19 protein-coding genes are annotated in these 22,536 nt (G+C 63.1%); 7 read left to right on the top strand and 12 right to left on the bottom strand.

Annotation, left to right across the window (positions count from 1 at the left end; all coding sequences use genetic code 11):
• Nucleotide 1 precedes the first annotated feature (1 nt).
• From ACP7D4_RS15675 to ACP7D4_RS15650, 6 genes are all read right to left on the bottom strand, one after another.
• Complete coding sequence (locus tag ACP7D4_RS15675) at nucleotides 2-1,189, bottom strand: hybrid sensor histidine kinase/response regulator (protein WP_426209978.1); 1,188 nt, start codon at nucleotides 1,187-1,189, stop codon at nucleotides 2-4.
• Entirely contained in the window at nucleotides 1,186-1,770 is a 585-nt protein-coding gene (locus ACP7D4_RS15670; protein WP_426105293.1) for a chemotaxis protein CheB, read from the bottom strand. The genes ACP7D4_RS15675 and ACP7D4_RS15670 overlap by 4 nt, the downstream gene beginning before the upstream one ends.
• Entirely contained in the window at nucleotides 1,767-2,594 is an 828-nt protein-coding gene (locus ACP7D4_RS15665; RefSeq protein ID WP_426209976.1) for a CheR family methyltransferase, read from the bottom strand. Before ACP7D4_RS15665 ends, ACP7D4_RS15670 begins: the two co-directional genes overlap by 4 nt.
• Nucleotides 2,594-6,058, bottom strand: a complete 3,465-nt coding sequence (locus tag ACP7D4_RS15660; RefSeq protein WP_426209975.1) for a response regulator — start codon at nucleotides 6,056-6,058, stop codon at nucleotides 2,594-2,596. Before ACP7D4_RS15660 ends, ACP7D4_RS15665 begins: the two co-directional genes overlap by 1 nt.
• An 87-nt stretch (nucleotides 6,059-6,145) precedes the next feature.
• Nucleotides 6,146-9,712: a M1 family aminopeptidase gene (locus ACP7D4_RS15655; protein ID WP_426209973.1), complete on the bottom strand. Its 3,567-nt coding sequence runs from the start codon at nucleotides 9,710-9,712 to the stop codon at nucleotides 6,146-6,148.
• Between the two features lie 10 nt (nucleotides 9,713-9,722).
• A complete protein-coding gene (locus tag ACP7D4_RS15650) occupies nucleotides 9,723-10,613 on the bottom strand; it encodes an ABC transporter ATP-binding protein (RefSeq protein ID WP_426105287.1) in 891 nt (296 codons plus the stop codon).
• Between the two features lie 488 nt (nucleotides 10,614-11,101).
• On the opposite strand from ACP7D4_RS15650, the gene ACP7D4_RS15645 reads away from it, so the two are divergent.
• Both ACP7D4_RS15645 and coq7 read left to right on the top strand, forming a co-directional pair.
• On the top strand, nucleotides 11,102-11,551 hold the full coding sequence (locus ACP7D4_RS15645) for a hypothetical protein (protein WP_426105286.1): 450 nt from the start codon (nucleotides 11,102-11,104) through the stop codon (nucleotides 11,549-11,551).
• Nucleotides 11,552-11,579: 28 nt separating this feature from the next.
• The gene (gene coq7 / locus ACP7D4_RS15640) at nucleotides 11,580-12,224 is read left to right on the top strand and encodes a 2-polyprenyl-3-methyl-6-methoxy-1,4-benzoquinone monooxygenase (protein WP_426105284.1); all 645 of its coding nucleotides are present in this window, start codon (nucleotides 11,580-11,582) and stop codon (nucleotides 12,222-12,224) included.
• Nucleotides 12,225-12,272: 48 nt separating this feature from the next.
• Here coq7 and ACP7D4_RS15635 read toward each other — a convergent pair whose 3' ends face one another.
• The 4 genes from ACP7D4_RS15635 to ACP7D4_RS15620 all read right to left on the bottom strand — a co-directional run bounded on the left by ACP7D4_RS15635 (nucleotide 12,273) and on the right by ACP7D4_RS15620 (nucleotide 16,147).
• Nucleotides 12,273-12,695: an OsmC family protein gene (locus ACP7D4_RS15635; protein ID WP_426209972.1), complete on the bottom strand. Its 423-nt coding sequence runs from the start codon at nucleotides 12,693-12,695 to the stop codon at nucleotides 12,273-12,275.
• A gap of 65 nt (nucleotides 12,696-12,760) precedes the next feature.
• A complete protein-coding gene (locus ACP7D4_RS15630) occupies nucleotides 12,761-13,975 on the bottom strand; it encodes an ABC transporter permease (RefSeq protein WP_426209970.1) in 1,215 nt (404 codons plus the stop codon).
• On the bottom strand, nucleotides 13,972-14,706 hold the full coding sequence (locus ACP7D4_RS15625) for an ATP-binding cassette domain-containing protein (protein WP_426105281.1): 735 nt from the start codon (nucleotides 14,704-14,706) through the stop codon (nucleotides 13,972-13,974). The genes ACP7D4_RS15630 and ACP7D4_RS15625 overlap by 4 nt, the downstream gene beginning before the upstream one ends.
• A gap of 13 nt (nucleotides 14,707-14,719) precedes the next feature.
• Nucleotides 14,720-16,147 (bottom strand): alpha/beta fold hydrolase, encoded by a 1,428-nt coding sequence (locus ACP7D4_RS15620; protein WP_426209968.1) that lies wholly within the window; start codon nucleotides 16,145-16,147, stop codon nucleotides 14,720-14,722.
• A 363-nt stretch (nucleotides 16,148-16,510) separates the two neighbouring features.
• On the opposite strand from ACP7D4_RS15620, the gene rplM reads away from it, so the two are divergent.
• The 5 genes from rplM (at nucleotide 16,511) to erpA (ending at nucleotide 19,812) form a co-directional block, all read left to right on the top strand.
• Entirely contained in the window at nucleotides 16,511-16,945 is a 435-nt protein-coding gene (gene rplM, locus ACP7D4_RS15615; protein WP_426105278.1) for a 50S ribosomal protein L13, read from the top strand.
• 9 nt (nucleotides 16,946-16,954) lie between these two features.
• A complete protein-coding gene (gene rpsI, locus ACP7D4_RS15610) occupies nucleotides 16,955-17,347 on the top strand; it encodes a 30S ribosomal protein S9 (protein WP_426105277.1) in 393 nt (130 codons plus the stop codon).
• A 392-nt stretch (nucleotides 17,348-17,739) separates the two neighbouring features.
• Nucleotides 17,740-18,777 carry an N-acetyl-gamma-glutamyl-phosphate reductase gene (gene argC / locus ACP7D4_RS15605; protein WP_426105276.1) on the top strand — a complete coding sequence of 346 codons (1,038 nt, stop codon included), beginning with the start codon at nucleotides 17,740-17,742 and terminating at the stop codon, nucleotides 18,775-18,777.
• Nucleotides 18,778-18,984: 207 nt separating this feature from the next.
• On the top strand, nucleotides 18,985-19,398 hold the full coding sequence (locus ACP7D4_RS15600) for a bactofilin family protein (RefSeq protein ID WP_426105274.1): 414 nt from the start codon (nucleotides 18,985-18,987) through the stop codon (nucleotides 19,396-19,398).
• A gap of 51 nt (nucleotides 19,399-19,449) precedes the next feature.
• Nucleotides 19,450-19,812, top strand: coding sequence for an iron-sulfur cluster insertion protein ErpA (gene erpA, locus ACP7D4_RS15595; protein ID WP_426105273.1), 363 nt, complete (start codon nucleotides 19,450-19,452; stop codon nucleotides 19,810-19,812).
• Between the two features lie 16 nt (nucleotides 19,813-19,828).
• Here erpA and ACP7D4_RS15590 read toward each other — a convergent pair whose 3' ends face one another.
• Nucleotides 19,829-20,926 carry an anhydro-N-acetylmuramic acid kinase gene (locus tag ACP7D4_RS15590; protein WP_426209966.1) on the bottom strand — a complete coding sequence of 366 codons (1,098 nt, stop codon included), beginning with the start codon at nucleotides 20,924-20,926 and terminating at the stop codon, nucleotides 19,829-19,831.
• Between the two features lie 89 nt (nucleotides 20,927-21,015).
• Nucleotides 21,016-22,383, bottom strand: a complete 1,368-nt coding sequence (locus tag ACP7D4_RS15585) for a peptidoglycan DD-metalloendopeptidase family protein (protein ID WP_426105270.1) — start codon at nucleotides 22,381-22,383, stop codon at nucleotides 21,016-21,018.
• Between the last annotated feature and the right edge of the window lie 153 nt (nucleotides 22,384-22,536).

The raw sequence follows: 22,536 nt of genomic DNA, 5'->3' as shown, positions 1-22,536 counted from the left end.
TTTACTCAGGGTCGTAGCGCACCTGCAGCGGCAGCGTCAGGCTGAACGCGGCCCCCTGGTCCGGCGCGCTGTCCACTTCCAGCGTCCCGCCATGCGACTCGGCCAGCTGGCGCGCGATATACAGCCCCAGTCCCAGCCCCTCGCGCACATCCTTGGTGCCGGCGCGCTCGAATGGATCAAAAATGCGCGCCTGGTCGTCCGGCGCAATGCCCACGCCCTGGTCGCGCACCACGATCTCGGCCCGTCCGTCGTTCTGCGCCAGCGTGATTCTCACCGGCTTGCTGCCGCCGTAGCGCAGCGCGTTGGTCAACAGGTTGATGATGATCTGCTCGACCCGGAATTCATCCCACACCCCTTCCACGGGCTGCGGCGCCTCCACCGCAATGGTGCCGCCGGCCGCCTCGGTGCGCTGCGCCAGGTCGCTGACGATGCGTTCGAGCAGCGCCGACAATTCAGTTTGCGCAGGCCGGATCGACAGCTTGCCGCTGCGGATACGCGAGACGTCGACCATGTCGTTGATCAGCCGGATCATGCTCTGGATCTGGCGTCCGTCGCGCGCCACCATGCGCTGCAAATTATCGGCGCTGAAGGCTTCCATGTTCCTTTTGTCCAGCTGCATGCCGCGCAACTGCGTTTCCAGGAACAGGGTGTTAAGCGGCGTGCGCAGCTCGTGCGCCACCATCGACATGAAGTCGTCGCGCATCTTGAGCGAGCGTTCCAGTTCGGCCTGCGTGGCGCGCAGTTCGCGCCGGCTCTGTTCGAGCGCCTCGACCTGGCGCTTGACCTCGTGCCGCTGCAGGCACAGCGCGACAAAGACATTGACCTTGCTCTTGACGGCGGCAATGTCGAGCGGCTTGTAGAGGAAGTCGACGGCGCCGCTCTCGTAACCCTTGAACGCATAATTGAGCTCCTTGCCGGCCGCGCTGACGAATACGATCGGCACATTGCGGGTGCGCTCGGTGCCGCGCATCAGTTCGGCCAGTTCGAAGCCGTCCATCCCCGGCATCATGACGTCCAGGATGGCAAGGGCGAAGTCGTGTTCGAGCAGCAGCGAAAGCGCTTCTTCGCCAGAACTTGCCTGGTAGATGATACGGTCATCCTGCTCGATGATCTTGGACAGCGCGAGCAGGTTTTCCGGAAGGTCGTCGACGATCAAGAGTTTGGTGGTGTGCTGGTGGGTTGCCGTCACATGGTCTCCAGGGTGGCCAGCAGCGCGCGCACGGCGCGCAGCGGCAGGATCAAGCTCGGCGCGCGCAGGCGAATCGCCGCCGCAGGCATGGTCGACATTTCAGCGTCCTCGGGGTCTTGCACAATGGTCAGTCCGCCGGCTTCGCCGATGGCGGCCATGCCGGCGGCGCCGTCGCCGCTGGCGCCAGTGAGCAGCATACCGCACAAGGCGGGGCCATAGGCGTCAGCTGCCGACATCATTAGTATATCGATCGCCGGACGCGAAAAATGCACGGGGTCTTCCTGGCTGAGCGAAAAACTGCGCTCGTTTTCAATCGACAGGTGGTAGCCGGGCGGAGCGAAGTACAGCGTGCCGGGCGCCAGCAGCGCCTTGTCTTGCGCTTGCAACACCGGCATCGGCAGATGCTGCTGGAAGACTTCCGCCAGGCGGCTCTCTCGCTCGTCCGGCAGGTGCAGCACCACCACCACGGGAAAGCGCATGGCGGCGGGCAGGCCAGGCAAAATGCGCAGCAGGGCGCCGATGCCGCCGGCCGAGGCGCCGATCACCAGCGCTTCGATCCTGCGCTTTTTTTGCGGCGTCATGCGGCCGCCTTGCGGTAGATGCGCTCGGCCTTGACCAGCGGCGTAAAGGCTCCCGCATACGCGGAAAAATCGATCGTCTCCTTGCTGCCCAGTCCCAAAAAGCCGCGGTGGCACAGCGACTCGTGAAACAGTCCGAGCGCGCGCTCTTGCAGCTTGCGGTTGAAGTAAATGAGCACGTTGCGGCAGCACACCAGGTGGGTTTCCGAAAATACGCTGTCGGTCGCCAGGCTATGGTCGGCAAAGCTGACGTTCTCGATCAGGCTGCGATCGAACAGGGCGCTGTCGTAGGCGGCCGTATAGTGGTCCGAAAAAGCGCCTTTGCCGCCGGCCATCTGGTAGCTGGCGGTATAGGCGCGCATGCGATCGAGCGGATAGACGCCTTTGCGGGAGCGCTCCAGCGATTGCGGATTGATGTCGGTGGCGTAGATGATGGAGCGCTCCAGCAAGCCTTCTTCCTTGAGCATGATGGCCATCGAATAGACTTCTTCGCCGGTACTGCAGCCGGCGATCCAGATCTTGAGCGACGGGTAGGTGTGCAGGTGCGGCACGACCTGTTCGCGCAGCGCCCGAAAGTAGCCGGGGTCGCGGAACATCTCGCTGGTGGGGATGGTCAGGTACTGCAGCAGCTGCATGAAGGCGTCCGGGTCGTGCAGCACGCGCGCCTGCAGCTCCGAGATGCTGGCGCAGTCCATCTGGTGCAGCGCATGGTGCACGCGGCGCTTTTGCGAGGCGCCCGAGTAGTCGCGAAAATCGTAGCTGTACTTGAGGTAGATGGCCTCGATCAGCAAGCGCAGTTCGATGGTGCTGCTGTCCTGGTTGCTCATCACAGGCGCTCCACGCTCGGCAGCCAGACCCGCAGCAGCGAATACAAGCGGTCAAGGTCGATCGGCTTGGCCAGGTAGTCCGACGCGCCGGCTTTCATGCACTGTTCCTGGTCGTCCTTCATGGCCTTGGCGGTGATGGCGATCACCGGCAGCTTGGCAAAGCGGGGATCCTGGCGCAGGCGGCGGGTCGCTTCCAGGCCGTCCATGCCGGGCATCATGACGTCCATCAGCACCAGGTCCATGTCCGGCATCTCGTCGAGCCGGGCGAGCGCCTCGAAGCCGTTGCGGCCGACCTCGACGGTGATGCCTTTTTGTTCCAGCGCGCTGGTGAGGGAAAAGATATTGCGCACGTCGTCGTCCACCAGCAGGATGCGGCGCCCGTCGAACACGCGGTCGCGGCTGCGCACCGTTTTGAGCATGCTCTGGCGCTCGGCCGACATCTGCGACTCGACCCGGTGCAAAAACAGCGTCACTTCGTCGAGCAGGCGTTCCGGCGAGCGCGCCCCCTTGATGATGATCGAGCGCGAGTACTTGAGCAGATTGGCTTCCTCGGCGCGCGTGAGCGTGCGCCCGGTGTAGACGATCACCGGCGGGAAGGAGCGGATTTCTTCGGCGGCCATGGTGCGCAGCAGTTCGTGGCCGTGCATGTCGGGCAGCTTGAGGTCGATGATCATGCAGTCGTAGACCTGGGCGCGCAGCAGGGCCAGCGCTTCGGCGCCGGTGGCCACGGCGGTGATCTCGACGTCGTCGTCGCCGATCAGGCGCACCACGCTTTCGCGCTGGCGCTCGTCGTCTTCGACCAGCAGCACGCGCTTGAGCTTTTGGGTGAATTTCCCTTCCAGCGTCTGGAACACTTGTTTCAGGCGTTCGCGCGTGGCCGGCTTGACCACGTAGCCGATCGCACCCATCTGCAGGGCTGCTTCGGCGCGGTCGCTGGCCGAGACGATGTGGACCGGGATGTGGCGCGCGCGCGGCGTGTCCTTGAGCTTTTGCAGCACGTCCAGGCCGGAGCCGTCGGGCAGGCCAAGGTCGAGCAGGATGGCGTCGGGCAGCTGTTCGTCGGCTGCCTGCAGGCCGTCGGCGGCGTTGTGCGCCACCAGGCAGCGGTACTGCAGTTCGCGCGCCAGGTCGAACAGGATGCGCGCAAACGTGACGTCGTCTTCGATCACCAGCACGGTGCGCTTGCCGCTGCCGGCCACGGCGCGGTCGTCGGGAAACTGCTCGCCGCGCGCTGCGGGCAGGGCTGATGGCGCAGGAGCAGAAGCCACCATTCGGGCCGGCACGCCAGGAACGGCGGGCGCCGCCGGCGGCGCAGCGCGCTCGGGCATCAGCGCCGGCATGAGCAGCGTGAAGGTGCTGCCCTTGCCCGGCGTGCTGCGGATGTCGATGGCTCCGCCCAACAGTGCTGCGAGGTCGCGCGATATCGACAGGCCCAGGCCGGTGCCGCCGTAGCGCCGGCTGGTGGTGCCGTCGGCCTGGCGAAACGCTTCAAACACCAGCGCCTGCTGGTCGGGGGCGATGCCGATGCCCGAGTCGCTCACCGCAAAGGCAATCATGTCGTCCGGCCGGCCTTCGATGGTCAGACAGACCTGGCCGTCGTCGGTGAACTTGATGGCGTTGGACAGCAGATTTTTCAAAATCTGCTGCAGGCGCTGGCCGTCGGTGACCAGGCTGGCCGGCGCGCCGGGGTCGACCGCGGCGGTAAACACCAGGCGCTTCTGGCCGGCCAGCGGCGCGAACATGGAGCGCATCGCGTCGGCCAGCGCGGGCAAGGCGATCGGCTCGGGCGAGAGTTCCAGCTTGCCCGCTTCGACCTTGGAAATGTCGAGGATATCGTTGATCAGGTTGAGCAGGTCGTTGCCGGCGGCGTAGATCGTGTTGGCGAACTGGATCTGTTCGGGGTCCAGGTTGCCTTTCGGGTTTTCCGACAGCAGCTTGGCCAAAATCAGCGAACTGTTGAGCGGGGTGCGCAGCTCGTGCGACATATTCGCCAGAAATTCCGACTTGTAGCTGGAGGCGCGCTGCAGCTCTTGCGCGCGCGCTTCAAGTTCGGCCTGCACCACGCCCAGCGCGCTGTTTTTCAGGTCCAGCGCGCTGGCCTGCTCGGCCAGCTGCTCGTTGGTCTGCTCCAGTTCCGCCTTCTGGTTTTCCAAAATGGCCTGCGACTCTTCGAGCACGCGCGACTGCTCTTCCAGTTCTTCATTGGCGGTGCGCAGTTCTTCCTGCTGCACCTGCAGCTCTTCGTTAAGCTGCTGGGTTTCAGCGAGCGCGTCTTGCAGGCGCCGGCGCGCCATTGCGCCTTCGATTGCGCGCCCGATGTTGGGCGCGACCAGTTCAATGAATTCAAGCGTGCGCGGGGGCGGCAGCTGCATGAAGCCCAGTTCGATGACGCCATTGGCTTCGCCGTCGTTGGCCGTTGGCGAGAGCAGCAGGTGGCGCGCGCTGGCGCTGCCAAGTCCGGTGCTGATTTTCAGGTAATGGTCGGGCAGATCGGCCAGCAGCAGCGCGCGCTGCGAGGCCAGCGCCTGGGCCACCAGGTCGCGGCCCTTGGCGGCGGCGTCGGCCTGGTGGCTGTCCTGGGGCGGCACGCCGAAGCCGCCGATGCGGCGCAGGCTGCCGTCTTCTTCGCGGCCATACAGCGCGCCCACCGCCGCGCCCGTGTATTCGGCCAAAAAGTCGAGCGTGGCGTTGCCAAGCCGGCTCAAGCCTTGCTGGCCGATAAAGCGTTCGGCCAGCGCAGTTTGTCCGCTGCGCTGCCAGGCCTGGCGTTCGAGCGTGTCGGCATGCGCGCGCTGCTGCTCGATGACGTCGCCAAAGGCGTGCGACAGGCCAAGCAGGTCGCGCCGCCCGAACCAGGCCAGCAGGCCGGCCAGCACCAGGCTGAGTATGAGGTAAATGGCCACGCCGTAGCGGGTGACGCGCTGCGCGTCCGCATTGCGGCTGAGCAGAAGGCTTTGTTCGGCGGCCAGGAATTGGGTGAACTGGACCCGGATCTGGTCGAATATGAGCTTGCCGCGCTGGCTGCGCACCAGCGCCACGATGTCGCGCTGGGCCCGGCGCAGGGCAATGCCCTCGCGCGCGTAATCGTTCCATTGGGTTTGCAGAGTGACCACCTGGCGCAGCCGTTCGCGCTGGGCGGGATTGTCGGCCACTTGCTCGGCCAGCGAATTCATGGCCGCACCCGACTTGGCGTTGCCGGCGATATAAGGTTCAAGGAACACTTCGTCGCCCGTGATCAAAAAGCCGCGCAAGCCCGTTTCCTGGTCGACCGCCAGCTTGGCGACCTCGTTGGCCTGGCGGATCACGCGTTCCGAATGCTCGACCATATTGATGACCGACAGCAGGTACGCAATGATGCCGACAAAGATCGCCGCGCTGGCCACGCCTATAACCAGTGGCAACGTCACATTGCGGGTGAGGATGCGTTTGAAACTGGTCTGGTCAACCATCAGGGCACTGGGCATGCTTGTCTTCCGCTACTAAAAGACCAATTCTATCCGAAGAGATCTTTTTGCCCCGTAGCATGCCGTCTCGTGGAGTCGGACCGGCTGCTAATGCTCGACCTCCACCATGTTGTCGGTGGGCTTGCGGTCGATCAGCTTGAAGTCCGGATCGATGCCAGCCTTCACCGGTCGCCCGGCCACCACCATGGTCAAGGTCAGTTCCTTGTCGCTGACCAGGCGCCGCTCGCGCAACAGCGCATTGCCGTCCTTGTCGTCCACGCCGAACTCGATGTAGTCCTTGAGCGGCGCTTCCCGTTCCTCGCCAAGGGGACCGGCGCGCACCTTGCCGGCGCTGGCCTTCAGGGTGACGACGTATTTACCGTCAGGCCGCTTGACGGCGCTGGCGCGCACCGCCCGGTTTTCGTACAGGACGATGGCGTTGAACAGGTCGTCGATCAGGTATTGCTGGTCCGGTTTGGCGACGGCGCGCAAGGCGTCCACCAGCACCGTTACGCCCGGATACGGGGCGCCCTGGAAGGCATAGCGCGTGACCAGCTCGTGCAGCACCTTGTTGACGGTCGCTTCGCCCAGCACTTCCTGCAGCTGGTACATGGCCAGGCTGCCCTTGCGGTAATGGATGTAGGGCTGGTTCTCGTTGTGCGTCAGCGGCAGCTCGCGCCGTTTTTCCATCGCGCGTCCGTGCAGGTAGCCGTTCAAGTCGTAGCGCAAAAAACGCCGCATTTTGGCCGGGCCCACCTGCTGCTTCATCACCATCAGCGCCGCGTATTCCGACAGCGTTTCAGACAGCACCGTGCCCCCGCGCGTGGCCGCGCCCACCACCTGGTGGCCCCACCACTGGTGCGCCACTTCATGGGCCGTGATGAAGAACGGGTAATCAATGTCCTTCGGGTTGTTGTCGTCGACCTTGGCGATAAAGCCCATGCTTTCCGAATAGGCAATCGTGTTGGGAAAGGATTGCGCATAGTCGCCGTAGCGGGGAAACTCGACAATGCGCAGCACCTTGTGCTGGTAAGGGCTGAAGTGGCTGGTGTTGTACTCCAGGCCCGCCTTGGCTCCGTTGATGATGCGCTCCAGGTTGTATTCGTGGCCCGGCTGGTAATACACGTCGATCGTGACGTCCTGCCAGCGCTCGTGGCGCACCTCGTAGCGGGCCGATTGGAAGGCATAGAAATTGAGGATCGGCTTGTCCATTTTGTACTGGAAATGGCGCCGTCCGCCCGCGATCCATTCCTTTTCAAGCGTGCCGGGGGCGATGGCGATCTGGTCCGGACTGGTGCTGACGACGGCGTTGAAGTTGATCCAGTCGGCGTCGCTGGCAACGCCGCTGTTGGCCGCGCCGCGCGCGTCATCCGCCGCTGGCATCGGCGCGCGCGGGGCCAGGCCGTGGCGCTTGCGGTCGCGGTCGTCCATCAGTTCGGCGCTGCGCTGGTAACCGATGCGCGGCATCAGTTCGTTGGTAAAGAAGGTGCCGTTGCCCACCACCGGGGTTTCGCCGCCGATGCCGGACATGCCCTTGGGCTCGTAGCTCAGGTCAAAGGCGAGCGCCATGCGCGCTCCGGGGGCGAGCGGGGTGGCCAGGCGGTAGATGTAAAAGCCGTGCTCCGGGTCGGCCAGTTGCAGCCGGGCGGCCTGCCCGGGCCGCAGCACCAGGGCTGCGCCGCGCTGCTGCGTGATGAACAGCTGCGCGAGCGGCTGCGCCGTCTTGTTTTCAAGCTGGTACTGGCCCATCACGGCCAGGCGGCGCTGCTCCGGCACAATGGCCACCTGCAGGTCGACGTCGGTGATGCGCGGCTGCGGCGCGTCGGCAAACTGGTGGTAGCGCTGTTCGTACTGCGCGCGCAGTTGTTCCTTGCGAAACGTGCTCTGGTAGCCGCCCACGACATTCAAGTTGTAGTAGAGCAGGGCGCCCACGCCGGCGAACATGGCCAGGCCGGCGGCCAGGCACACCAGCACCGGCAGCGACAGGTTGCGGCGCGCCAGCTGGATGCGGCTGCCCAGTTCGGCGTTGTAGCCGCGCGGCCAAAACACCAGCGACAGCATCACCAGCACCAGCGCGGCGCTGCCCCAGTACAGGTTGAACCAGCGTTCGCGCGCCAAAAAGTGGCCGTAGCCGTTCATCGCCGAATAGACGAATTCGGGCGAGGAGCCGTACAGCAGCATCGGATGGTCCAGCCCCAGCGTGTCGAAGGTGGCGCGCGCGACGTAGTACAAGACCATGACGAAGTAAGCCAGGTACTTCTGGTTGACCAGCACTTGCACTGCGATGGCCAGCACGGCAGCGAGCGCGAAATGCGGCAGTTCGATCAGGAACAGGGTCTGAAAGTACAGCGGCAGCTCGAATGTGAAGTAGCCATGGAAGGCCTGGATCAGAATCGCCCACAGCATGGCCAGGGCCAGCATCAGCGCCTGCATGGCGACCAGCGCGAACAGTTTGGACAGCAGCGGCAGCCAGGCCGGCACCGGCATGGCGTCGAGCATCTGGTCGATGCGCGCCTCGCGTTCGCGCCACATCAGTTCACCGGCATAAAAGGTTGTCACGATCAGCATGAACAAGCCTTGCGAAGCGCGGATGGCCTCGAGCATCTGATAAGTGACGGGGTAGGTCTGGGTGCCCTGCATGGCGCCCATGTTGAGCGAAAAGGCAAAAATGGCCAGCGCCGCGGCCAGTGCGATGACGATGAAATAGACGTTCTTGACCGATTCGCGCAGATTGAGCCAGGTCGATTTGAGCAGCAGGAAGAACATGCTGCGCTGGACAAAGTCGGGCGCTTCGGCGGTGTCGACGGCGCTGTGCGAGAGCATCAGCGGCGTTTCGCCTTCGGTGCGGCGGGTGGCGCGGCTGTCGATGGTGCCCACGAAATGAAAGCGCCAGTAGCCGAGCATGAGCACCACCAGCGCAAAGCCGGCCCAGATCGCGCGGTTGAGCGCATACACACCCTCGAACGGCACCATGCGCGTATTGCGCTCGGCGATGGTCCAGTATTCGGTCATGCGGAACACGGCGGTGGTGCCGAACGGGTCGATCAGCGCGGCCAGCGTTTTATAGTCGAGGTCGCGCGCCAGGCTGGGCGCGACGATGTAGCCGACCATCATGACTACGCTCGTCACGTACACCGGCAGCATGCGCCGGGTGAGCGCGGCCAGCACGAAAAAGATGGCGCCGAAGATGAACAGGTTGGGCAGCAGCAGCGCCAGGAACGGTTGCAGATAATGCCACGGCGCGGCCGGGCCGAGCCGGTCCGGCTCGACTCCGGCAATATAGGTGCCCAGCCAGGCGCCCAGCGGGACCGAGGAAAACACGATCACCAGCGCGGCGGTGGCGCCAATGAAGCGGCCGAACACGTAATCGTATTTGCGGATCGGCGCGCTGAAAAAGAAGTGGTGCATGTCGTACTCGAAGTCTTGCTGCACCGAGCGCCCGACCATGGCCGCCATCACAATCACGCCCACGCAGCCCAGAAAGGCGACGGTGATCGAAATCGACTGCGGCGAATTGATCAGCGCATTGCTACCGAACGAGACGTAGGCTTCCTTGAACACGCCGCCGGCGGCGGCCATCCACAGCATGGCGATCGCAAAGAACATGCCGAAATACACCCAGGTCGACAGCATTTTGAGCCGCTGGCGCGCTTCAAAGAGGGCAATGGCCAACATGGAGGCCACCTTAACAGTTGCTGGCCGCGACGTGGCGCCCGGCGATGGTGGCGAAATACACGTCTTCGAGATCGCCCGCTATCGGCTCGAAACCTTCGCCCGGGTCGCGCTCGGCATACACGTGGATCAGGGTGCGCCCGGTCAGCAGGCGGGTCGAGATCACGTCGTGCTCGCGCTGGAAGTGGGGCAGTTCGGCCTTGGTGACAAAGCGCGCCCAGATTTTTTCATCGATGTCGTCGATCAGCTTTTGCGGCTCGCCGCACAGCAGCACCTGGCCCTTGTTGATGATGGCCATGTTGGCGCACAGGTCCGACACGTCGGACACGATATGGGTCGACAGCAGCACCGTCTTGTCTTCGCCGATGTCCGAGAGCAGGTTGTGAAAGCGCACCCGCTCCTGCGGGTCGAGGCCGGCGGTGGGTTCGTCGACGATGATCAGTTGCGGGTCGCCCAGCAGCGCCTGGGCAATGCCGAAGCGCTGGCGCATGCCGCCCGAAAAGCCGCCCAGGCGCTGGTGGCGCACTTCGAACAGATTGGTTTGCTGGAGCAGGCCGTCGACGATTTCGCGCCGCCGGCCGCGCCCGGAGAGGCCTTTCAGGGTTGCGAAATGGTCGAGCAGCTCGTAGGCCGTCACTTTCGGGTACAGGCCGAAGTCTTGCGGCAGGTAGCCGAGCAGGCGGCGGATGTCGTCCTTGTCGTCAAGCACGTCGAGTTCGCCGAAGAAGACCGAACCGGCGTCGCATTCCTGTAAGGTGGCCAGGGTGCGCATCAGCGTCGACTTGCCGGCGCCGTTGGGGCCGAGCAAGCCGAACATCCCGGCGGGGATGGTAAGGCTGACCTTGTCCAATGCCACCACGCCATTGGCGTAGGTCTTGGACAAATTGCGGATGCGTAATTCCATTCCTGACTCCTAAGTGCGGCCCGGCAAGTGCGCCGGCTCTGCTTTTATAGTTGCATTGTATTAAATTCGAGCAGGGCCGGGGCATCGCCTTGCGACGCACGGTCATTTGGCTGCCCCAGAGTGCACAAACGGGGGAGCGGGGCGCGCGCTGTGGTTGACATTTACGTGCGGAACAAGGCTTGTTCCCGGTTGAACCACGATCGGCATGCCACCAGTGTCCCGAGTTGGAAGTTCGCTGTATAAATATACCGAGAATCCCCGCGATACCGGCCCACGGTCGACAACGCCAGGAACTTGGCCTTGCCGAACACGGCGCAGGTCAGCTCAGCGTTTTCGGACTTCTTGAACATGGACCACGATTGTGGCCGACATCACGTCCGGGCGCGTGGTCGGTTCATTCAGGGTGACGATGTGCGGCTCGTGCAAAAATTCGTACCAGCAACACTTGATGCATCACACATCTGTATGGAAACGTGGATAATGGCCGCATGGATAGCGATGTCAAACAAAGTATACTGGCCGTCACGCGCTGCGGACGCGGCGCCGAAGAAGCGACCGCGTGGTTCCGGGTCGCCCTTGGCCTGCACTACCTGACCGGCTTGATGACCGATGAGGCGCTTGACTTCAAGCTGATCGACAAGGATTTTAACCGCTTCATTTACCAGTCGATCGGCAAGGGGCACAGCATCACCAGCGTGCTGCAATTCATGAGTGGCGAAAAAGTCGTGGCCGTGGTCGATTCCCCCCGTTTTATTGCCGCCTTTACCGCGCATTGCCCCCAAGTGCCGGCCAAGTCGATTCCGTTTTTGCTGTCGCTGAACCTGGGCGTGGCCAAGAATATTTCCAAGGTTGATATCGGCGGCGCCTTGCTCGACTGGATCGAGCGCCAGCCCACGCCCGTGCAAGATGGCGCGCCATCGCCTTCGGACGTCCTATAATCACCTTTTCACAGCAAGCGAGCATCCCATGTCAGACACCCGTTCCAGCAATCCGTTCGACCACCTGATCGTCGGCATGGACAAGGCACTGCGCGTGATCGCCGGGGTGGCGTCCGCTTCGCGCCCCACGCCGGCCGCGCGCGCCGCCGACGGCCAGCTCGACAGCGCCGAACAGCGCCATGCCGCCGGCCTGATGCGCGTCAATCACGTGGGGGAGGTATGCGCGCAGGCGCTGTACAACGCGCAGGCGCGCTTTGCCAAGAGCGACGCCATGAAGGCGCAGTTTGCGCAGGCCGGGCGTGAGGAAGAAGACCATTTGGCGTGGACGGCGCAGCGCCTGGCCGAGCTGGGCTCGCAGCCGTCGCTGCTCAATCCCCTGTGGTATGCGGGGGCGTATGTGATGGGGACCGTCGCCGCGCAATTGGGCGACCAGCGCAGCCTGGGCTTTGTGGTCGAGACCGAGCGCCAGGTGGAGGAGCATCTGGCCGGGCACCTGGACAAGCTGCCGCTGCAAGACGCCAAGTCGCGCGCGATTGTCGAGCAGATGCGCGTCGATGAAGTGGCGCACGGGCAGGCGGCCAGGGACTTGGGGGCGCTCGAGGCGCCGGCGCCGGTGCGCGGCGTGATGTCGGTGATGGCCAAGGTGATGACCACGACCGCGTATTATATCTGACCGGCCGAGAGCAAAATGTAGGGCGGAAAAGCGCGTAGCCGATTGACTTTATCCCTCGACGATCTCGAAGGTGTGGGTGATTGCGGCCATTTGCGCCAGCATGATGGACGCCGAGCAGTATTTGTCATGCGACAGGCTCACCGCGCGTTCGACCGCGGCCGGTTTCAGGTTTTTCCCCGTCACGACAAAGTGAAAATGGATCTTGGTAAATACCTTGGGGTCAATCTCGGCGCGTTCGGCCTTGAGCGTCACTTCGCAGCCGCGCACGTCTTCGCGCCCGCGCTTGAGGATCAGGACCACGTCGTAGGCGGTGCAGCCGCCCGTGCCAAGCAATACCATTTCCATCGGCCGCGGCGCCAGGTTGTGGCCGCCGCCTTCGGGCGCGCCATCCATCGCCACCATGTGGCCGGAACCCGTCTGGGCCCGGAAACTCATTCCTGCCGGACCGTTCCAGCTGACTTTGACTTCCATTGCATTCTCCAATAAGCGATGCCGGTATTGTAATGGAGGCCAGGCTGCGGCGTGCAGCGTCCGCTTCAGACCGCCAGAACGTAGCGCTCGCTCTTCATGCGCCAGCCGGCAAACGCGATGATGGCCAGCGCCGGCAACAGGGAACTGAGGAACGTGAGCGTGAACGGCAGCATGCCCATGTCCTGGCCCTTGGCCAGCTCGCGCAGCAGCGTCTGGTTAGCCAGCATCGGCACCGTGTACATCCAGGTGTCGGTTTCCAGTTCCATGATCGACACCACCAGGCCGGGCACCATCGGCAGCAGCGTGAAAAAGCTCAGTACGCTTTGCGCTTCCTTGTACGACTTCGAATTCATCGCCATCGTGATTTCGGCCGCCGCCGCGAACAGGCACAGGGGAATGGCGGCAAAGCACACACGCACCAGGTCGGCCGAGGTGACGCGCCACGACATGCCCACTTCTTCGAGCGGCAGCCAGGACAGGATCGCATGCATCAAGCCCAGGCCCAGCCACAGGCCGCACACGCCTAGCGCGGCAGCGGCCATCCATTTGCCCGCCACCAGCACGTAAGGGCTGACCGGCTGCGCCATCAGCACTTCGAGCGAACGCCGTTCGCGCTCGCCGGCGGTGCTGTCGACCGCCGCCGACAGGCAGCAGGTAAAGGCGGGCAAAAACAGCACGCCGAGCAGCACGCCGATGAACTGGGCCGAGCGCGAGGCGTTGCTGCCGGTGTCGTAGCGCTGCAGCCGCAGCGGCGAAAGTGTGGCCGGCGAGACGCCGTGCGCCAGCATGCGGGCACTGGCGATGTTCGAGCTGTAGGCATTGAGCACGTCTTCGATATCGCGCCGGCGCGGGGCGTCGTCGCTGGCAGAGTCGTACCACAGCTCGATCTTGGCCGGGCGCATATCGTTGTAGTCGGCCGCGTACTGGGGGTCGAGCTTGAGCACGGCGACGGCGCGGCGCTCCTTGAGCAGGGCGCCGATCTGCTCTTCGCTCATGGGCGCGAGCTGCTTGACGGTGATGTTCTTTTGCTTGAGCTGGGCCATCAGCGTGGGCGCCTGGGCGCCGCCGATCACGGCCAGCTCCATGCCTTCGCGCTCCGGCTTGGTGCTGCGCTCGATCATGGTGTTGAGCATGTAGCCTATCATCAGCGGGAACATCAACACGAACACCGCCAGCATCACCAGCGAGCGCTTGTCGCGCATGTGCTCCTTGAGTTCTTTCAAAAAGACGATGGTGAATTTCGATTTCAACTGCTGCCTTGCCTGCGCCTTCGGCTTCATGCGGCGATCCCTTCGTCGGTGCCGACCAGGCTCACAAAAGCGTCTTCCAGATTGGCGATGCCGGTGCGCGCGCACAGGTCGGCGGGCGAACCCTGGGCCACGGTGTGGCCTTTGGCGATGACGATCACGTCGTCGCACAAGTGGGTGACTTCCTGCATCACGTGGGTGGCCATGATGACGCAGCAGCCGTCCGCGCGCAGCACTTCGAGGGCGCTGCGCAAGGCGCGCGTGCTCATGACGTCGAGTCCGCGCGACGGCTCGTCGAGCAGCAGGTTGCGCGGACGGTGCAGCAGCGTGCGCGCCAGCGCGACCTTGATGCGCTGCCCCTGCGAAAAGCCCTTCGAGCGGCGCTCGAGGATATCGTCCATCACCAGCAGCTGCGACACTTCGTCGATGCGACGGTTGGCCGCCGCCGGCGCCATGCCGTTCAACTCGCCGAAGTAGAGCAGGTATTCGCGCGTGGACATGCGCTCGTACAGCCCGAACTGGTCGGTCAGAAAGCCGATGTTGGTGCGCACCGCCATCGGGTCCACTTCCGGGTCTACGCCATCGATGCGGATGGTGCCGGTGTCGCGCCGCAGCAGGCCCACGAGCAGGCGCAGCAGGGTGGTCTTGCCGGCGCCATTGGGGCCGAGCAGCGCGGTGATCTGGCCGTCGCGCGCGGAAAAGCTCACGCCGCCGAGCGCCTGCACGGCGCCGAATTTTTTGCGCACATCGTTCACGTCAATCATGGCGGCCTCGCTGTCAGGGTTGCGGCCCGGCGCTGCCGAGCTGGAAGGTGGGCGCGGGAATCTCCTTGAGGCAGGCGGCGTCGACCTGCTGCTCCGGCTTGTCGAGAAACTCGCGCAACAGGCGCGGCGAGCAGCCCAGTTGCGAAATGCCGTGGCCGACGTGGGCCACCGTCAAGTGCTGCGCCCGGGCCATCAGTTCGCCGGCGGCGCGCGCGCGGCGCGGCGGCGTGACCGGATCGTTTTCGCCCGACAGCATCAGCACCGGCGCCTTGATCGCGGTGCTCGCCTGCGGCGCGGCCGGCACCACGTTCAGCAGCGCGCACAGCGACGTGATGCGCGTGGTGAGCGCTGCCGTCAACGGCGAGTCGTCGTCCTTTCTGAGCGCCGGCGTCAGACGCGGCACGTCTTCGGCGCACACCACGGCCAGGTGCAGCAATTGGGCGACCGGGCCTTCGGAGGAAAAGTCGCCGGCGGCGTTGCGGCGCGCCACGAACGGCTGCCAGCGGCCGGCATAGGCGCTGTGGATCAGGAACGGCAAGCGGCGCGTGTCGGCGGCGCTGTACAGGATGCCGTGCACGGTGCCCAGGAAGCGCTCGCTGTTCATCTGCACCTTGACCGCGCGCGCGGTGCGTGGATCGGGCAGCTCGAGTTCGACCGCGCCGCTGGCCACGCGCGCGGCCACGGCCGCATATTCCTGGCGCAGGGCGGGATAGGCGAGCTGGCACGCGGGATTGGCGGCGCAGTCGGAGAACACCAGTTCGAGCGCGGCGGCGGCGTCGCGCCCGCCGGCCGGGATGACCTGGTCGGGCGCGACCACGCCGTCGAGGATCAGGGCGCGCACCTTGGCCGGGTAGGCGCGCGCGTAATGCTGGGCCAGGCGCGTGCCGTACGAGGCGCCCCACAGGTTGATGGTGTCGTAGCCGAGCGCCAGGCGCACCTGTTCGATGTCGCGCGCGGCGCTGGCCGTGCCGTAGGCGGAAAACGGGCGCTTGACGGCGGCGATGCAATTGCGCGCGGCCTGCTCCTGTTCGGCCGCGGGCATGGTCTCTTCGTTGGCGATGGCCGGGCAATCGAGCTTGTCGGACAGGCCGGTGCCGCGCTGGTCGATGACGACGATGTCGCGCGTGGCGCGCACGCGCCGAAACGAGTGGTTCAGCAGGACCAGCACATCGGTGCCGGCCTGGCCCGGGCCGCCGGCCAGAATGAACAGCGGATCGGGGCGGGCGGCCTCGCGAAAGGCCGGGGCGACGGTCACGTGCAGCTTGAGGGTGGGGCCGGCGGGCTTGGCGTAGTCGAGCGGCAGGGGCACGGTCACGCAGCGCAGCGCTTCTTCGGAGCCGGGCAGGTGGCAGCTGCGGCCTTGCTGCGAGACGGGCTTGGCGCCGGCGGGGAAAGCGAGCAGCGCGCACAGCGAGAAGGTCAGGATCAGGCTTGGTTTCACTAGGTCTCCGTCGTTGGTTGCTCAGACATACTAAAGGGCGGCTCTTTGCGCAGTCAATGAAAAGTTGGTATGCACACAAAACGGCCGTGCCGCAGAGCGCTTGGCGCTTAAAATATTTCCCATGGAGAATATGTGAGAGTCTATGGCGAGGTCCGGCCGGGGCGGTTGCGCTACATCTAGTTGTGGCGTCTCGTTGCGGCGCCAGGCAGGAACGCGGGGCGGGGTTGACGGCGCTAGGCAAAGCAGGCTATAGTAGTCGGCTTTCCGTTTGCTCAGGAAAGACTAATAAGGCAGAGTCCGCAGGCAACAAGGGCGGAACCACCATTTGAGCGATTTAATAAGTTTTATATTTAGGAAGTCAACATGAAAACTTTTTCCGCTAAGGGCCATGAAGTCCAGCGCGATTGGTTAGTGGTTGACGCGACGGATCTGATCCTCGGACGTGTTGCCAGCGAAGTGGCACTCCGATTGCGCGGCAAACACAAACCGGAATTTACTCCTCACGTCGATACGGGCGATTTCATCGTCGTCATCAATGCAGGCAAACTGCGCGTGACCGGTACCAAGGCAACCGAGAAGACGTACTACCGTCACTCCGGCTACCCAGGTGGTATCTACGAAACCAACTTCAAGAAAATGCAAGAGCGTTTTCCGGGTCGTGCGCTTGAAAAAGCGGTCAAGGGCATGCTGCCTAAGGGCCCGCTTGGCTACGCCATGATCAAGAAGCTGAAAGTGTACGCAGAAGGTTCCCACCCGCACGCGGCCCAGCAACCTAAAGCACTCGTGCTCTTCAAGTAAGGAACTGACATGATCGGTAACTACAATTACGGCACCGGCCGTCGCAAGAGTGCAGTCGCTCGCGTGTTCATCAAAGTTGGCACTGGCCAAATTATCGTTAATGGCAAGCCGGCGCAGGATTATTTCTCGCGCGAGACGGGCCTGATGGTCATTCGTCAACCACTGGAACTGACCGGCAATGTCGAGCGTTTTGACATCAAGGTCAACGTTCACGGCGGCGGCGAGTCCGGCCAGGCTGGCGCAGTTCGCCACGGCATCACCCGCGCACTGATCGACTATGACGCAGCATTGAAGGGCGACCTGGCACGTGCCGGTTTCGTTACCCGCGATGCACGTGAAGTCGAGCGTAAAAAAGTCGGTCTGCGCAAAGCACGTCGCGCAAAGCAATTCTCGAAGCGTTAATTCGTTTCCTGCGCAGCGCCTTCGGGCGCTGCATCAAAAAAGCCGCCAGCTGCAAAGCCGTGCGGCTTTTTTATTGCCTCCCAACCGGGGTCAGACCACCTTTGTGAAAGTGTTTTTTAATTGGGGTCAGACCTCGCGGTTCGAGCAACAGAATTCAGATTCTCACGAACTACTGCTACTTGCACGGGAACTTTTGGATTGGTGGAAGAAAAAACGCGCGTTTTGTTGCTTAAATGAACTTAATTTCCACATTCTTGAGGTCTGACCCCAATTAAACAATAGTTTTATAGAGGGGGTCTGACCCCGGCTTTGGTTCGGAGCGCGGGGTTTTTCCGGCACTGTTAAAATTGCATTTCTTCGGGCTTGGCCCACTATTTTCTTCAAGGAATATCATGATCAAAGTTGGCATCGTCGGCGGTACGGGATATACGGGCGTTGAACTGCTCAGGCTGCTGTCGGTCCACCCGGATGTGGAAATTACCGCCATCACGTCGCGCAAGGAAGATGGCTTGCCCGTCGCCGACATGTTTCCCTCGCTGCGCGGACGGGTGAACCTGGCGTTTTCGGCACCCGACAAGGTCGATCTGAAGCAGTGCGATGTCGTTTTTTTTGCCACCCCGCACGGCGTTGCCATGGCCCAGGCGCCCGAGTTGCTCGCTGCCGGCGTGAAGGTCATCGACCTGGCGGCTGACTTCCGCCTGAAGGATCAGGCAAGCTTCGAGCAGTGGTACAAAATCCCCCATACCTGCCCGGAATTGCTGGAAGAGGCAGTGTACGGCTTGCCGGAACTGAACCGTGAAGCCATCAAGGGCGCGCGCCTGGTCGCCAATCCCGGTTGCTACCCGACCACGATGCAGATCGGTTTTTATCCCTTGCTCAAGGCGAACCTGGTCGATACCAGCGCGCTGATCGCCGATGCCAAATCCGGCGTGTCCGGCGCCGGACGCAAGGCCGAGATCGGCACGCTGTTTTCAGAGTCCAGCGACAACTTCAAGGCCTACGGCGTGTCGGGACACCGCCACACGCCCGAAACGGTTGCTCAGTTGCAGCGCTACACGGGCATGCCGGTTGCGCTGATCTTCACGCCGCACCTGGTGCCGATGATCCGCGGCATGCATTCGACGCTGTACGCGCGCCTGACCACCAGCATCGACAATGAGGCGCTGCAGGCATTGTTTGAAGATGCCTACAAGGACGCGCCATTTGTCGACGTCATGCCGTTCGGATCGCACCCGGAAACCCGTTCCACGCGCGGCTCGAACATGCTGCGCCTGGCGCTGCATCGCCCCGGCAACGGCAATACGGTCGTCATCCTGGTGGTGCAGGACAACCTGGTCAAGGGGGCTTCCGGCCAGGCAGTTCAGTGCATGAACCTGATGTTTGGCCTGGACGAGGGCAAGGGCTTGCAGATCGTCGCGCTGCTGCCGTAAGGCCCGGTCAGCCGTGAGCTGTGTGGAACTTTGTGGTGCTATCGGCAAGTTGCCAGACGCGCACGCGATCCAGATCAACGCCTTCCAGTAGTGATGGCGGTAAATTAACTCTGGCTCTGGTCGATTTGGCAAGGCCCACATTGTCCGCACGCGGCCCTCGACGGGCAGGTGCGATTCAGCAACCTGTCGCTTTGAGGAGTGCCAATCATGTTCGGTCGTAACGCAAAGACGGAAATTGACAGCCTGGTCGGAATTTCCGCCCGGATCGAGGGAAACCTGTGTTTCACCGGGGGGCTGCGCATTGACGGCGAAGTCAATGGCGATGTGATCGGCGGCGACAGCGCCGAAAACGTGCTGATCGTGTCGGAACATGCGCGCATCGCCGGCAACGTGCACTGTGCCACGCTGATCGTCGAAGGCTATATCGCAGGCGACGTGTATGCGACCGAACTACTTGAATTACAGCCGAAAGGCCGCATCATAGGCAATGTCCACTACAAGCGGCTCGAAATGCACAGCGGCGCCACCGTCGCCGGGACGCTCACCCACCAGGAGTCGGGCGAGCCGGAATTCCATCTTGCGATGTCGCCCCCCAGTATCTTCAAGGTATCCGAAGCGTGAGGGACGCCAACAGTCTATAATGACTCAAATTGTTTCCAGTAGGAGTATCACATGAACGCAGTTGCCGAAGCCCCAGACGTAATGCCAGCCCCGATCATCTTCACCGACAGCGCAGCCCAAAAAGTTGCTCAGCTGATCGAGGAAGAGGGCAATCCCGACCTGAAATTGCGCGTTTTCGTGCAAGGTGGCGGCTGTTCCGGCTTCCAGTACGGCTTTACCTTCGATGAAATCGTCAACGAAGACGACACCACCATGGTCAAGAATGGCGTGCAACTGCTGATCGATTCGATGAGCTACCAGTATCTGGTGGGCGCGGAAATCGATTACAAGGATGACCTCGAAGGTGCGCAGTTCGTCATCAAGAACCCGACCGCCACCTCGACCTGCGGTTGCGGTTCGTCGTTCTCGGCGTAACGGCCGCAGTCAAGCTTTACGCGGGGTACAGGGCGCCCAGGATTCTGGGTCCCTTTGCTCCCGTCACGGCCGGCAGATTGCCCGCTTCGCGTTGGGTGAAGCGGTAACCTAGCCACGCAAACGCCAGCGCTTCCACCCGGTTGGGCTCCACGCCCAGCACCGCAGTCGATTCCACCCGTGTTTTCCCACCCAGCGCCGCCGTCAAGGCGCGCAGCAGGGCGCTGTTGTACGCGCCGCCTCCGCAGACGTACACCGCTTCCACTTCGTGCGCACTTTCCAGGATGGCGTCGGCAATGCTGTGCGCGGTGAGCGCCACCAGCGTGGCCTGCACGTCTTGCGCGGCCAGCGGGCCAGCCTGGTCCAGCATGGCGTCCAGCCACGCCGCATGAAACAGGTCGCGGCCCGTGCTCTTGGGCGCCGGACGGGCAAAATAGGGTTCACCCAGGAATCGCGCCAGCAGGTCGTGGTTGACACTGCCGGCGGCGCCCCAGGCTCCGTCAGCGTCGTAATCGCAGCCTTGGTGGCGTCCAATCCATGCATCCATCAGAGCGTTGCCGGGGCCGGTATCGCAACCGCTGACGCGCCCGTCCGCGTGCAGCACGCTGATGTTGGCAATGCCGCCAATGTTGACCACGACGCGGGTTGAGCCCGCCTTGGCAAAGCATGCCTGATGAAACGCGGGCACCAGTGGCGCGCCCTGGCCGCCCGCGGCTACGTCGCGGCTGCGCAGATCGGCAATGACGTCAAGGCCGGTCAGTTCGGCCAGCAAGGCGGCATTGTTGGCCTGCACGGTAAAGCCGAGTTCCGGACGGTGGCGGATGGTCTGGCCATGCGCGGCGATTGCCGCGATGGGCCGGTCAGCGGCGGGCTTGAGCACTTCCACGCAGGCCGCGTAGCAAACGGCAAGGTTGTTGGCGGAGATGGCTTGGCGCAAGATTTCATCCGGGCCGGCCGCTTGCAGGGCCATCAGGCTGGCGCGCAGTTCGGTGCTGAAAGGAATGAAGGCGGCGGCGATGGTCGAGATGCTGCCGTCGGCAAAGTCGGCCAGCACGCCGTCGACGCCGTCCATGCTGGTGCCGGACATTAAACCGATGAAAAGGGAGGAAGTCGTCATGCACCCAATCATACAGGGTGCGCGGAAAAACAAAAGGGCCCGGAAAACCGGGCCCAAATTTTTGTACTACCGTTGCACGACTGTTTCCGTCAGCGCACTGCCATCGCCGTGCCGGTTGGCCGCAGCAGGGCAAACCGGTGCGTCATGTCGTTGGCGGCCATCTGGAAGCGAGCCATTTCCGAACTCGACAGTGGTGCCTGTGCCAGTACCTTGACCGACAGCGGGTCGCGTGCTTCGTTTCCAACTCGGAATTCATAGTGCAGGTGGGCGCCCGTGGACCAGCCGGTCGAGCCGACATAGCCGATAACATCACCTTGCTTGACCTGCTGGCCGCGCCGCATGCCCGTGGCAAAGCGGCTCATGTGGCCGTAGGCGGTGGTGTAGTTGGCCCAGTGCTTGAGGACGATGAAATTGCCGTAGCCGCCCTGAACACCGGCGAAATCGACCACGCCGTCGCCCGAGGCGCGAATCGGCGTACCGAGCGAGGCGGCAAAGTCGATGCCCTTGTGGGCTTTCCATTCGCCGGTAATCGGGTGCACGCGGTTCGAGAAACCCGACGAAATACGCGAGAACTCAAGCGGCGACTTGAGGAAGCCCTTCTTGAGCGCCTTGCCGTCGAAGGTATAGTAGCCGCCGCCCTGCTTGGTGACCGGATCTTCATACCAGACGGACTGATACGTCACGCCGCGGTTGGTAAATTCGCCAGCCAGGATGCGGCCTGCGCGTACCATTTCGCCGTCTTGCCAAAACGTTTCGTAGACGACGTTGAAGCGGTCGCCCCGTTTCAGGTCGGTACGAAAGTCTATGCTCGTCGAGAACATTTCAACGATCTGGGCCACGATGGTATCGGGCAGCTTGCCGCCGTCGGTGGTGGAGTCCGTCGCGCTGTACAGGGACGTGGTGATTTCGCGGGCGCGCATTTCGACGCGACGCTCGAGCTGCACCGGGGACGCCTTGGCCACGAACTTGTCGCCCTGGCGGGTGATCATCACCTGGGTGACCGGGTTGTCGCTGGCATCGACGAGGGTGCCGCGCAGCCATTGCAGGTCGCCGTTTTCATCCGTTTGCGCCTGGACCCGCTTGCCGGTCTTGAGCTGCATGATGGTCTTGGCGGTTTTGTCGGATTTGATGAACTGGGCTGCGGCAGGATCGTCAACGCCGAGGCGCTGGAGCAGAACGGCAAGCGTGTCGCCTGCGCGGATTTTCTCTTCGTGGATGAAGCTCTGCTCGTCTTTTTGAAGCGCAGCGATCTGATCGGCCAGGTTCGGCAGTTCGAGGTCTTGCGCGATCGACTTGACCGGCAGGTCCGACGCGTCGGGAGCCAGAGGCGCTACGCCCGCGGCGCCGAAGGCGCACACCGTGAGGAAGACCGCACCAGCGCGCGTGATGCGGGCCTTGCGTGTGCTTCCTAGTAGTCCGGTCCAGCTTTTGGCTGTGATTTTATGTATAGGGTTCATGCAATCAGTTAAAATTTGCCGCTTGAACATTCACGAAGAGCGCTACTTTTTCTTGTTGTTATTATGTTTAGTTTTCGTCGGGCAAGATTAATCGGATCGAGCATTATATCAAATAATTGAAGTAGCCCAACTTTTTCGTTATTCCGCCTCATT

The sequence above is a fragment of the Massilia sp. TWP1-3-3 genome, assembly GCF_049897805.1.
GTDB lineage: Bacteria > Pseudomonadota > Gammaproteobacteria > Burkholderiales > Burkholderiaceae_D > Telluria_A.
This window is presented reverse-complemented; position numbering and strand designations above follow the sequence as displayed.

Bases quoted from the DNA above. Each gene is read 5' to 3' on its own strand.
- ACP7D4_RS15630 (WP_426209970.1), bottom strand. From the start codon at position 13,975: ATGAAGCCGAAGGCGCAGGCAAGGCAGCAGTTGAAATCGAAATTCACC.
- ACP7D4_RS15645 (WP_426105286.1), top strand. From the start codon at position 11,102: ATGGATAGCGATGTCAAACAAAGTATACTGGCCGTCACGCGCTGCGGA.
- ACP7D4_RS15670 (WP_426105293.1), bottom strand. From the start codon at position 1,770: ATGACGCCGCAAAAAAAGCGCAGGATCGAAGCGCTGGTGATCGGCGCC.
- ACP7D4_RS15665 (WP_426209976.1), bottom strand. From the start codon at position 2,594: ATGAGCAACCAGGACAGCAGCACCATCGAACTGCGCTTGCTGATCGAG.
- ACP7D4_RS15660 (WP_426209975.1), bottom strand. From the start codon at position 6,058: ATGCCCAGTGCCCTGATGGTTGACCAGACCAGTTTCAAACGCATCCTC.
- ACP7D4_RS15655 (WP_426209973.1), bottom strand. From the start codon at position 9,712: ATGTTGGCCATTGCCCTCTTTGAAGCGCGCCAGCGGCTCAAAATGCTG.
- ACP7D4_RS15585 (WP_426105270.1), bottom strand. From the start codon at position 22,383: ATGAACCCTATACATAAAATCACAGCCAAAAGCTGGACCGGACTACTA.
- ACP7D4_RS15650 (WP_426105287.1), bottom strand. From the start codon at position 10,613: ATGGAATTACGCATCCGCAATTTGTCCAAGACCTACGCCAATGGCGTG.
- ACP7D4_RS15600 (WP_426105274.1), top strand. From the start codon at position 18,985: ATGTTCGGTCGTAACGCAAAGACGGAAATTGACAGCCTGGTCGGAATT.
- ACP7D4_RS15635 (WP_426209972.1), bottom strand. From the start codon at position 12,695: ATGGAAGTCAAAGTCAGCTGGAACGGTCCGGCAGGAATGAGTTTCCGG.
- rpsI (WP_426105277.1), top strand. From the start codon at position 16,955: ATGATCGGTAACTACAATTACGGCACCGGCCGTCGCAAGAGTGCAGTC.
- rplM (WP_426105278.1), top strand. From the start codon at position 16,511: ATGAAAACTTTTTCCGCTAAGGGCCATGAAGTCCAGCGCGATTGGTTA.
- ACP7D4_RS15625 (WP_426105281.1), bottom strand. From the start codon at position 14,706: ATGATTGACGTGAACGATGTGCGCAAAAAATTCGGCGCCGTGCAGGCG.
- ACP7D4_RS15590 (WP_426209966.1), bottom strand. From the start codon at position 20,926: ATGACGACTTCCTCCCTTTTCATCGGTTTAATGTCCGGCACCAGCATG.
- erpA (WP_426105273.1), top strand. From the start codon at position 19,450: ATGAACGCAGTTGCCGAAGCCCCAGACGTAATGCCAGCCCCGATCATC.
- argC (WP_426105276.1), top strand. From the start codon at position 17,740: ATGATCAAAGTTGGCATCGTCGGCGGTACGGGATATACGGGCGTTGAA.
- coq7 (WP_426105284.1), top strand. From the start codon at position 11,580: ATGTCAGACACCCGTTCCAGCAATCCGTTCGACCACCTGATCGTCGGC.